This is a genomic window from Pseudoduganella aquatica, from assembly GCF_009857595.1.
In the GTDB taxonomy this organism is placed as follows: domain Bacteria; phylum Pseudomonadota; class Gammaproteobacteria; order Burkholderiales; family Burkholderiaceae_D; genus Rugamonas; species Rugamonas aquatica_A.
The window spans coordinates 76,683-88,335 of the sequence record NZ_WWCU01000027.1 but is presented as its reverse complement, the minus strand read 5'-3'; the positions used below and the strand labels follow the sequence as shown (position 1 = coordinate 88,335).

Annotated in this window: 7 protein-coding genes; 6 read left to right on the top strand and 1 reads right to left on the bottom strand. The window is 66.2% G+C overall.

Translation table 11 applies throughout. From position 1 onward, the window contains the following. The first annotated feature begins 217 nt into the window (after positions 1–217). The 6 genes from GTP77_RS21015 to GTP77_RS20990 all read left to right on the top strand — a co-directional run bounded on the left by GTP77_RS21015 (position 218) and on the right by GTP77_RS20990 (position 10,223). The gene (locus GTP77_RS21015) at positions 218–1,351 is read left to right on the top strand and encodes a sugar ABC transporter permease (protein ID WP_161074105.1); all 1,134 of its coding nucleotides are present in this window, start codon (positions 218–220) and stop codon (positions 1,349–1,351) included. A gap of 30 nt (positions 1,352–1,381) precedes the next feature. Beyond that, the gene (locus tag GTP77_RS21010) at positions 1,382–3,769 is read left to right on the top strand and encodes a glycoside hydrolase family 3 N-terminal domain-containing protein (protein ID WP_161074104.1); all 2,388 of its coding nucleotides are present in this window, start codon (positions 1,382–1,384) and stop codon (positions 3,767–3,769) included. Between the two features lie 94 nt (positions 3,770–3,863). After that, on the top strand, positions 3,864–5,291 hold the full coding sequence (locus GTP77_RS21005; RefSeq protein ID WP_161074103.1) for a hypothetical protein: 1,428 nt from the start codon (positions 3,864–3,866) through the stop codon (positions 5,289–5,291). Between the two features lie 138 nt (positions 5,292–5,429). Continuing rightward, the gene (locus GTP77_RS21000) at positions 5,430–6,170 is read left to right on the top strand and encodes a substrate-binding periplasmic protein (protein ID WP_161074102.1); all 741 of its coding nucleotides are present in this window, start codon (positions 5,430–5,432) and stop codon (positions 6,168–6,170) included. An 89-nt stretch (positions 6,171–6,259) separates the two neighbouring features. Then, positions 6,260–7,402 (top strand): branched-chain amino acid ABC transporter substrate-binding protein, encoded by a 1,143-nt coding sequence (locus GTP77_RS20995; RefSeq protein WP_161074101.1) that lies wholly within the window; start codon positions 6,260–6,262, stop codon positions 7,400–7,402. A gap of 97 nt (positions 7,403–7,499) precedes the next feature. Beyond that, a complete protein-coding gene (locus GTP77_RS20990; RefSeq protein ID WP_161074100.1) occupies positions 7,500–10,223 on the top strand; it encodes a TonB-dependent receptor in 2,724 nt (907 codons plus the stop codon). A gap of 57 nt (positions 10,224–10,280) precedes the next feature. Here the strand turns inward: GTP77_RS20990 and GTP77_RS20985 are convergent, their stop codons facing one another. Then, positions 10,281–11,639 carry a Gfo/Idh/MocA family protein gene (locus GTP77_RS20985; RefSeq protein ID WP_161074099.1) on the bottom strand — a complete coding sequence of 453 codons (1,359 nt, stop codon included), beginning with the start codon at positions 11,637–11,639 and terminating at the stop codon, positions 10,281–10,283. Positions 11,640–11,653 lie beyond the last annotated feature (14 nt).

Below are 11,653 nucleotides of genomic sequence, written 5' to 3'. Positions count from 1 at the left end.
CGTCCTGATTACAGAAAGACGTGAAGCATCGCGTGAAATCGGACGAAAAATGGGCTTGAACGGCTCGCCAGTGGACCATTCGGCACGCTGGCCTTGCCAGGAAAGCGAATAGATCAGCGCTTCCCTAACCCGCCCTACGCAACCTGAACATGTAGGGCGGGTTAGCGCAAAGCGCGTAACCCGCCAAGCGCCGCCAGGAAAAAAAAAAGAGACCACCATGAACATCAAAAAACTATTCACGCAGTACAAGATGCTGGCCCTGCTGATCGCCATCGCGCTGATCTGGGGCTTCTTCAGCATGAAGACCGACGGCGGCTTCATCTCGCCCCGCAACCTGTCCAACCTGATGCGCCAGATGGCCATTACCGGCATCGTCGCCTGCGGCATGTCGCTGGTGATCATCGCCGGCGAAATCGACCTCTCGGTCGGCTCCCTGCTCGGTCTGCTGGGCGGCGTGGCCGCCGTGCTGGACGTGACGCACCACTTGCCGCTGCCCCTCAACCTGCTGCTGGTGCTGGCCTTCGGCCTGCTGGTCGGCCTGTTCAACGGCTACCTCACGGCCTACCTGAGCATCCCCTCCTTCATCGTGGGCCTGGGCGGCATGCTGGCCTATCGCGGCATTGTGCTGGGCGTAACCGGCGGCACCACCGTGGCGCCGGTGTCGGACGACCTGGTCTACCTGGGCCAGGGCTATCTGCCGCCGCAGCTGGGCATATTGCTCGGCCTCGCGCTGTTCGCCATCGCCGTGGCGCTCACCTGGCAGCAGCGCCGCAGCCGCGCCGGGCACGGCATGGACACCGCGCCGCTGTGGCGCGATGGCGTGAAAGTGGCCGCCATCGGCGCCATCGTGGCCGCTTTCGTGGTCACGCTGAATTCTTACGAAGGGATCCCGCTGCCGGTGCTGCTGCTGCTCGCGCTGCTGGGCATCTTCACCTACATGACCACGCAGACAGTGTTCGGCCGCCGCATCTACGCCGTGGGCAGCAATATGGAGGCGACACGCCTGTCCGGCATCAACGTCAAGTCCATCAAGCTCTGGATCTTCGGCATCATGGGCCTGATGTGCGCGCTGGCCGGCGTGATCAACACGGCGCGCCTGGCGGCGGGCTCGCCTTCGGCCGGCACCTCGGGCGAACTGGATGCGATCGCGGCCTGCTTCATCGGCGGCACCTCCATGCGCGGCGGCTCCGGCACCGTGTACGGCGCGCTGATTGGCGCGCTGGTGATGGCCAGCCTCGATAACGGCATGTCCATGCTGGACGTGGACACCTACTGGCAGATGATCGTCAAAGGCTTCATCCTCACGCTGGCCGTGTGGATAGACGTCAGCACGCGCTCGGCCAAGCGTTAAAACTAAAAAACCATAACGGAGACAAAGGCAATGAGCAAAAACCGCAGGCAATTCCTGTCCACCGCAGGAGGCCTGGCGGGTCTGGCCGCCCTTCCCGCGCCCATGGCCTTCGCCGCAGCAGTACCGCCGTACAAAAACCCCGCCGCGCCGGTGGCCAAGCGCGTGCAAGACCTGCTGTCCCGCATGACGCTGGAAGAGAAAATCGAGCAGATGCAGTGCATCTGGCAGGACAAGAAAAACATCGAGGACGGCCAGGGCAATTTCTCCCCCGAGCAGGCCAGCCGCAACTACCCGAACGGCATCGGCATGCTGGGCCGTCCCTCGGATCGCGTGGGCCAGGCCAAGAAGGCCGTGGCTGCGGGCGACGACGGCCGCCGCATCAACCGCAACGCGCTGGAGACGGCCACCTATGTGAACGCCGCGCAGAAATGGGCGATGGAGCAGACCCGCCTCGGCATCCCCATGTTCACGCACGAGGAAGCGCTGCACGGCTACGCAGCGCGCGATGCCACCAGCTTCCCGCAGTCGATTGCGCTGGCTTCTTCTTTTGATCCGGACATGGTGCGCAAGGTGTTCTCCGTGGCGGCGCGCGAGATGCGCGCGCGCGGCGCCAACTTCGCGCTGGCGCCGGTGGTGGACGTGGCGCGCGAACCGCGCTGGGGCCGCATCGAGGAAACCTACGGCGAAGACCCGCACCTGTGCGGCGAAATGGGCAAGGCCGCCGTGCTGGGCTTCCAGGGCGAGGGCAAGCAGCTGGCCAGGGACAAGGTCTACACCACGCTCAAGCACATGACGGGCCACGGCCAGCCGGAAAGCGGCACCAATATCGGCCCGGCCGAAATCACCGAGCGCACGCTGCGCGAGGAATTCTTCCCGCCGTTTGAAAAGCTGGTGAAGGAAACCAATGTGGCGGCCATCATGCCGTCGTATAACGAGATCGGCGGCGTGCCCTCGCACGCCAACCGCTGGCTGCTGAACCAGGTGGCGCGCGTGGAATGGGGCTTCAAGGGCGTGATGGTGTCCGACTACCTGGGCATCAAGGAACTCATCACCCGCCACAAGCTGGCCGCCACGCCCAAGGAAGCGGCGCTGCGCGCCATCAAGGCCGGCGTGGACATCGAAACGCCTGACGGTTTCGGATACAAGGAACTGGCCGCGCTGGTGAAGGAGAAGCACGTGTCGGTGGCGGAAATCGACGCCATCGTGGCCCGTATCCTGGAACTGAAGTTCCAGGCCGGCCTGTTTGAAAACCCGTATGCGGACGTGAAAGCGGCCGACAGCCTGACCGCCACGCCGGACGCGGTGGCGCTGGCGCGCGAGACGGCCTGCCGCTCGGCCGTGCTGCTGAAGAACGACAAGGGCGTGCTGCCGCTGGACCCGAAGAAAGTGGGCAAGCTGCTGCTGCTCGGCACCCACGCCAAGGACACGCCCATCGGCGGCTACTCGGATGTGCCGCGCCACGTGGCCTCCATCTACGAGGGCCTGAAGGCGGAGAGCGAGAAGCACGGCTTCGAACTGGCCTACGCCGAGGCCGTGCGCATCACCGAAAGCCGCGTGTGGGGCGCGGACGAGATCGTGTTCACGCCCAGGGAAAAGAACGCGCGCCTGATCGCCGAAGCGCTGGAAGCGGCCAAGACGGCCGACACCATCGTGATGGTCCTGGGCGACAACGAGCAGACCAGCCGCGAGGCCTGGGCCGACACCCACCTGGGCGACCGCGAAACGCTGGACATGCTGGGCCAGCAGAACGAACTGGCGCAAGCCATCTTCGACCTGGGCAAGCCCACCGTGGTGTTCCTGCTGAACGGCCGCCCGCTGTCGGTCAACCTGCTGGCCGAGCGCGCGCCGGCGCTGATCGAGGGCTGGTACCTGGGCCAGGAAACCGGCCACGCTGCGGCCGACCTGCTGTTCGGCCGCGCCAATCCGGGCGGCAAGCTGCCGGTGTCGATCGCGCGCAGCGTGGGCCAGCTGCCCATCTTTTACAACCACAAGCCATCCGCGCGGCGCGGCTATATCGACGGCTCCACCAAGCCGCTGTATCCCTTCGGCTTTGGCCTCAGCTACACCACCTTTGCGATCTCCGAGCCGCGCTTGTCCAGGGCAAGCATCCGCGCGGGCGAGTCCACCCAGGTCTCGGTCGAGGTGCGCAACACCGGCGCCGTGCAGGGCGACGAAGTGGTGCAGATCTACATCCGCGACGACGTGAGTTCCGTCACGCGGCCGGTGCTGGAGCTGAAGGCCTTCAAGCGCGTGACGCTGGCGCCGGGCGAGGCGAAAACGCTGAGCTTCGACATCAAGCCGTCCGACCTGTGGTTCTTCAATATGGACATGAAGCGCGTGGTCGAGCCGGGATCGTTCACCATTCACGCGGGACCGAACAGCGTGGAGTTGAAGTCCGTGAAACTGATGGTGAGCTGAAGCAAGCCGCCCTTGTGTTCGCCAGCCCACAGACGGCGGCGGCGCAAGGGCGCATCCTCGCGGGACTGTCCCTGACATCCCGCAAGGTGAAGCCATGCTGCCCCCCATTTCCAACGCGGACAATACCGCCGCCACTTCCCCCGTCCTGCCCATCAGTTCCGCGCCTGAAGCCAGCGCGGCGGAAGCCGTCGCGGCGAATGTTCAGCCCCTGGCTGCCACCGTCGAGTTTTCCGACCTGGGGCAATTCCTGTCGACAGTGGCGCTGTCGCGCCGGCAATTGCTTGAGCTGCAAGGCGCGCGTGACGAAGCATTGCCCGGCGAGGCGCAACTGGCGCTGCTCAACGACGCGGCCGAGGCGATACGGCAGGCCTTCAACCAGTTGCCGCCGGTTTCCAGCAGCCTGACGCCCTTGCTGAAAGATGAAAACGGCGCCTCCACGCTGGCCCAACGCCTGGCGGACAGCCTGCGGCAGCAAGGCGCGGCAGCGCGCCCCACTACGCCTTTCAGCGCCACGACACTGGCATCCATCGGCGTGACGCTGGATCCGCTGGCGCCCGAGTCCATCAGCGAATCGCTGAACGTGAACAAACAGGTGCTGGAGGCAGCCTTCCAGCTGGACCGTGACGGCACCCTGAAGCTGCTGACGCAGACGAACGAGCAGTTCAACACGGTGGGTACCACGCTGGCGCGCCAGATTACGGCGGCGGCGCAGGCGGCCCAGCAAGCGGCGCAGGCCACGCAGAGCGCGCAAGCTGCGCTGGCCACTTCGGCGTCGGCAGCGCTCCAGGCGGAAACCGCCTTCTCCCAGCTCCAGATCAACGATCAGGCTTTGCGGGACGCCATCAGCGTCAGCGCTCCAGCACTCACGCCGGCCGAGCAGTTGCGCCAGCAGCAGCTTGAGGTGGCGCGGCGGGTAATCGGCGAGCAGGCCGGCAACGTCCTGCCGGCGACCCAGGCCGATCGCCTTGCCGCCAACCGCGCTGCCGAGGCGCGCCAACTGGCCAGCACCCGCGAGCAGGACCAGGCCGCCAGCGCACTGGCAGACCGTATGGAAGACGAACGGCTGGCGGCGCAGCGCCAGGATGCAGCGACCGCCCGCGCCATCCTCGCGGACCGGCTTGATACACAGCGCGTCCCGGCTCAGGAGCAGCCAGCCCAGTCGGAGGAGATTGACGCAATCCAGGCTGCGGAGGAACGCGCCGCCGACCTCCGTTCCGCGCAAGCCGCCGCCGAGCAACGCGCGGTGGAGCAACGCGCAGACGCCGCGCGCACTGCCGAGGCCCGGCGCCTTGCCGCCGCGCGCGAAGCCAGCGGCAACCCTGTCCCGAATGCCGCCGATCCCGCCCTCGCCGCAGCCATCGCAGCATACAATTCCGCCAACATCGCAGCCGCCGCCGGGGCCCGCGCGCCCATACCCGCACCAGCCGCCGACCGTGTCCGCCCCGCCGCGCCAGTGACGGCAGTCACTCCTGTACAGCCAGCCGACAGCGGTGGCGGCGACACCACAAGGACCACGCGCTGACCAGCCACTGCGCGCCGCAAAGCTGCACCTGCCCGCCGATTTCTGCAATAATCAGCCGTCGACGGAACACACGAGCGTCCCTGCATGGCGAATTTCAGCAAGCGTAATTTTCTGCTAACTGGCGCACTTGCTTGCATCATGCCAGCCAGGATGGCGGTGGCAGACCCCGCCGGGCGGCCGCCGCCGCAGACGGTGACGCTGCTGCTGGGCGACACGCTGGACCTGGCCGGCCGGCAGCAGCCCCTCAAGCCATGGCGCCGCAAGCTGTTCAGCTACCTCGAGCAGGAACTGAACATCAGCTTCGAGATCAAGGCCTATCCCTGGCCGCGCGCCGAGCGCCACGCGCGCGACGGCGACGGCCTGATCTTCGCTCTGCCCAAGAGCGCCGACCGCCTGCGCGAACTGCGCTATTCCGACGCGGCCTCCAGCAACACGCTATGGCTGGTGACGCGCAGCGACGCCACCTTCCCCTTCCGCAGCATGGCCGACCTGCGCGGCAAAACCGTAGGCGCGGTGCGTGGCTACAGCTACAGCGACGAATTCGAAATCGCCCGCAACAACAAGCTGTTCAAGGTGGACGAGGACATCGCCTCGCGCGCCACGCGCCTCCAGCGCCTGCTGCTGAAACGGGTGGACGCGCTGCTGCTCTACCAGCCCTCCGGCGAAAGCCCGGCCGACATCGAGGCGGCGCTGGCGCAGTTCATCCAGCCCTACCTGAAGGAACTGGCGCTGCCGCCCGGCGTGCGCCTGGCCGTGCTGCCCAAGCCTGTGCAGGTGGAAAACGGCATGCATTTCGCCATCGCCCGCAGCCGCGACGACGGCCTGATCGACCGCATCAACACCGCCCTGGCGCGCCAGCGCAGGCTCGCGCAGCGCTGAAACTGCACTAACACCGCGCCAAGTTTCAGTTGCCCTGCCCTGCCCACTTGGCGATAATGCACGCGCATATCGACCCACAAGGAGACACAATGAATTTGCAACTGACCACGGGCGCACTGGCCCTGCTGGGCGCCATCAGCGCCATCGGCACCATGAGCACCGCAGCGGCGCAAGACGCCATCGTCAAAATCGGCCACAGCGGCCCGCTGTCCGGCCCGCAGGCCTTTTCCGGCAAGGACAATGAAAACGGCGCCCGCCTGGCGGTGGAGGAGCTGAATGCCAAGCCCATCACCGTGGCCGGCAAGAAGATCAAGTTCGAGCTGCAGTCCGAGGACGACCAGGGCGACCCGAAAGCGGGCGTGCAGGTGGCGCAGAAATTCATCGACAGCGGCGTGAAATACGTGGTCGGCCCCTACAACTCCGGCGTGGCCATCCCCGCCTCGCGCGCCTACAACGACGCCGGCGTGATCTTCTCCACCGTGGCCACCAATCCGAAAATCACGCAGCAGGGCTACAAGGGCCTGTACCGCGTGAACGCCAGCGACACCCAGCTGGGCTCGAAAATGGCCATGTACGCCGCGCAGGAACTGAAGTTCAAGACCGTGGCCGTGATCGACGACCGCACCGCCTTCGGCCAGGGCGTGGCAGAAGAATTCAAGAAGCAGGCCAAGGCCTCCGGCATGACCGTAGCCGGCCACGAGTTCACCACCGACAAGGCCTTCGACTTCACCGCCATCCTGACCAAGCTGAAACCGAAGAAAGTGGACGCCATTTTCTTCGGCGGCTACGCGCCGCAGGGCGCCCCGATGGCGCGCCAGATGAAACAGCTGGGCATCACCGCCAAGCTGCTGGGCGGCGACACCATCTGCACCGCCGAAATGGGCAAACTGGGCGGCGACGCCGTGGCCGACAACGTGCTGTGCTCGCAGGGCGGCGCCATCCTGGACAAGGCCGCCAGCGGCCCGCAGTTCAAGGCCGCGTTCAAGAAGCGCTACAACCGCGACGCCGACGTCTACGCCGCCTCCTACTACGACGCCACCATGATGTACGCGCAGGCCATGCAGAAAGCGAATTCGCTCGACCCGGCCAAGGTGGGCGCGGTGATCTCGTCCGGTTCCTACAAGGGCGTGGCCGGCACCTATGCCTTCGACGCCAAGGGCGACATGAAGGAATCGCCGGTCACCATCTTCACCTTCAAGAACGGCCAGCCCACGCCGATCAGCAGCTACTGACCCGCATTTCAGCAACACCCGGCCTCCCGGCCGGGCTGCTTTACTTGTGTATTAAGACGATCTAGCCAACAATGGCAAAAATACATGGGGAGAGCAGATGAACACCAGGCTGAAAACCACCGCCCGCGCGGTCCGTGCAACCTTGCTGGCCGGCGCGGCGATCGCCGCCGCCGGCGCAGCCTGGCCCGCGCTGGCGCAGCAAGCGCCCATGGCCACGGTGGAAATCACCGGCTCGGCCATCAAGCGCGTGGAAGCGGAAACCTCGCTGCCGGTGCAGATCATTACGCGCGCCGAGATTGAAAAAGCCGGCGTCACCACCGCCGCCGAACTGATGACGCGCATCGCCGCCAACAGCGGCGGGCTGACCGACGGTGCCAGCATCAACGTGGGCGGCGACCAGCGCGGCTTCAACAGCGCCAACCTGCGCGGCATCGGCACCTCGTCCACCCTGGTGCTGCTGAACGGCCGCCGCATGGCCAATTTCGCCTCGCCCGGCGACGACAGCGGCGTGGACCTGAACAACATCCCCGCCGCCGCGCTGCAGCGCGTGGAAGTGCTGCTGGACGGCGCCTCCTCGCTGTACGGCACCGACGCCATCGGCGGCGTGATCAACTTCATCACCCGCAAGGACTTCCAGGGCCTGGAACTGAACGCCTACGTGCTCGGCACGCGCGAAGGCGGCGCCGGCAAGCGCACCGCCAGCATCGCCGCCGGCACCGGCGACATTGCGCGCGACGGCTACAACGTCTTCGCGGTGCTGGACTACCAGCGCACCAACTCGCTGAGCACCTCGCAGCGCAGCTTTATCCCGGAACTGCAGATCGAGCAGCGCCTGGGCCATTTGCTGTCCAGCTTCACCAGCCCTGCCAATATCCGCCTGACCTCCGCCCAGCGCGACCATCTGCAGGACATCGGCTTCAAGATCAACGGCAAGCCCATTACCAACCGCCAGATCAACCTGTCGGTGCCGGGCTGCGCGCCGCCCGCCAACGTCTACCTGCCGGCCGGCACTGGCGGCGTGGACGCCTGCACCTATAACTACATGGGCGACACCGAGCTGTTTCCCAAGTCCGAAAAAGCCAGTGTGCTGAGCCGGGGCGTGCTGCGCCTGGACGGCGGCCACCAGCTCTACGCGGAAGCGTCGCTGAGCCGCGCCAAGACGCACTACGTGGGCTCGTCCGCGCGCGTGACCGGCTATATCGACTACCGCAAGGTGCCGCAGCTGGCCAACACCGGCCTGGATCAGCTGGACGACGACATTCCCGGCGAGCTGGAAGTGCGCATGCGCCTGAACGAAGCCGGCCGCCGCACCAGCGAACTGACCAGCGACGGCGTGCGCTTCGTGGCCGGCGTTACCGGCGTGCTGGGCGGCTGGGACTACGACGTGGCGCTGAACCACAGCGTGAACACCGTGAAGGACAAGGACACGCACGGCTATGTGCTCTACAACGAGCTGCTGGAAGGCATAGCGGACGGCCGCATCAACCCCTTCGGGCCTTCCAGCCCGGCGGGCGTGGCGCTGCTCAACAGCATCCAGGTGAACGACGACGTGCGCCATGCGCGCGGCACCATGGACTCGGTGGACTTCAAGTTCTCGCGCGCGCTGATGCCCATGGCCGGCGGCGACCTGGCGCTGGCCATAGGCGGCGAGGCGCGGCGCGAACGCACCGACTTCACGCCCTCGGCCCTGCTCCTGAGCGACAACATCAACAACGACGCGGCGCCCGAAGGCGGCAAGCCCACCAGCGACAAGCGCAATATCGCCGGCGTGTACGGCGAACTGCTGATGCCGTTCGCCAAACAGTGGGAAGCCCAGCTCTCCGGCCGCTACGACCACTACCAGGTGGTGGGCGGGGCGGCCAGTCCCAAGGCCGGCGTGAGCTACCGCCCCACCTCCGAACTGCTGCTGCGCGCCTCGGCCGGACGCGGCTTCCGCGCGCCGTCCATGACGGACCTGTTCCGTCCCACCGTCTACAGCCAGACCGCCACGCTGCCCGACCCGGCCTACTGCGCCACGGTCGACAACAACTATTCCGACTGCGCGGACAACTGGGACACGCGCCGCTACAGCAACACCAAGCTGAAGCCCGAGCGCAGCCGCCAGCTCTCGCTGGGCGCCGCCTTCGCGCCCAGCCGCAACTTGAATCTGACGCTGGACTACTGGAACATCAAGCGCACGGATTTGATCAGCGAAATCGGCGACGACGTCATTCTCGGCAACCTGGAAAAGTACGGCAAGCTGGTGCACCGCGACGAGGACGGCCTGATCGACTATATCGAACTGCGCAAGGAGAACCGCGGCGCGCAGCTGGCCAAGGGGCTGGATCTGGCCATCAACCTGAGCGGCGTGAACACGGCGGTGGGCCGCTTCGGCGGGCGCCTGAACGGCACGTATGTGCTGACCTCCAAAATCCAGAACAGCCCGGGCGACGCCTATGTGAGCAATCTGAACAAGTTCGTGACCGACAGCGTGGTGCAGCGCTGGCGGCACACGGTGTCGTTCGACTGGGACCAGGGTCCGCTGTCGGCCAGCCTGTCCAACACCTTCTACAGCGGGTATGACGACCAGAACTCGGCCATCAATATCGACGACGGCAGCGTGGTGGCGGCCAACAAGGTGAAGGCGTATTCGCTGTGGGATATGTCGGCGGCGTATGCGGCGACGTCTTCGCTCAAGCTGCGCGTGGGCGTGCAGAACATGTTCGACAAGAGCCCGCCGTACTCCAACCAGGCCTACTTCTTCATCTCGGGCTACGACCCAAGCTACACCGACCCGCGCGGCCGGCGCTTCTACGCCAACGCGAGCTACGCCTTCCGCTGACGGTTTGGCGGGTTACGGACTGCGTCCTAACCCGCCCTACGCAATCGCCATCCGTCCTTACAGAGCGAAGATTGGCTTGCGCGTGCGCCACTGGCCGTTGGTAAAGTCCGGGAAGTCCAGCGTCTGGAAGTTTTGCGCGATGGACTGCTCGGACAGCGGCGTGATGGCGCTCCACGTCACCGCGTCGTAGATATCGATCGGCATCGGCGCCTCGGCCTTCAGCGCCTCGATGAAGGCGTGGATAACGAAGAAGTCCATGCCGCCGTGGCCCGCGCCTTCCGCGCGCGATGCGTATTTGCGCCACAGCGGATGGTCGTACTTGTCCTGGTAGGCCTGGAAGTCCTCCCACTGGTGCGGCTTGCTCTTGCCCTCGATATGGATGGAGTGGTTCACATCCATCCACAGCCCGTCCGTGCCCTGCACGCGGAAGCCCAGCGAGTAAGGGCGCGGCAGCGAAGTGTCGTGCTGCAGCAAAATGGTTTCGCCGTTCTCGCAGGCCAGCGTGGTGGTGACCACGTCGCCCAGCCTGAATTCCGTCTTCGCGCTCGGATGCTGCGCGCCGCCCGGCTGCTTGGTGATGTAGTCGTGCAGGCCGCGCGCCTTGGTGGCGAAGGCGTTGATGCGCGTGAAGCGGTTGCCCCGGTTGATATTGGTGTACATGGCGCAGGGGCCGATGCCGTGGCTGGGATACAGCTCGCCGTTGCGGCGCACCGAGTGCTCCGTGCGCCAGCGCGCCTCGGACCAGCCCTTGGCGCCGAATTCCAGGCCGCTGCCGTAAGGCTTGGCCGGATCGCCGTTGTTGAACTTCACGGCCCGCAGGTCGTGCTGGTAGCCGCCCTGCAGGTGCACCAGTTCGCCGAACAGGCCGGAACGCACCATCTGCAGCACCGCCATCACGTCGCGGCGGAAGCACACGTTCTCCAGCAGCATATAAGGCGTGCCGGACTTGAGCTGCGCGTTGAGCACGTCCCAGTGGTCCTGCAGCGTGACGCCGGCCACCACTTCGCAGCCAACCGGCACCTTGGCCTGCATGGCCTCGATGGACATCTGCGCGTGCCATTCCCACGGCGTGGCGATGATGACGGCGTCGAGCTTGCCGCCCTTGACCTTGGCGCCGTCCAGCAGGCGGCGGTAGGCGTGCTTGTCGCCGTCCTCGCCGAAGGTGGCGGGACGCGGCTTGCCGAATTTCTCCACCTGCGCCAGCGCCTTGCCCAGCATGATGGGTTCGATGTCGCACAGCGCGGCCACTTCCACGTCGTCGCGGCGCAGCAGTTCCTGCAGCAGCACCTGGCCGCGCATGCCGGTGCCTATCATGCCGACGCGCACGCGTTCACGGCTCGCGCCGAAAGCGCTTGGCGCCAGCAGCGCACTGCCCAGCAGCGCTGCGCCGGCGGTCAGGAAGTCTCGTCGTTTCATTTGATTCATGCTGT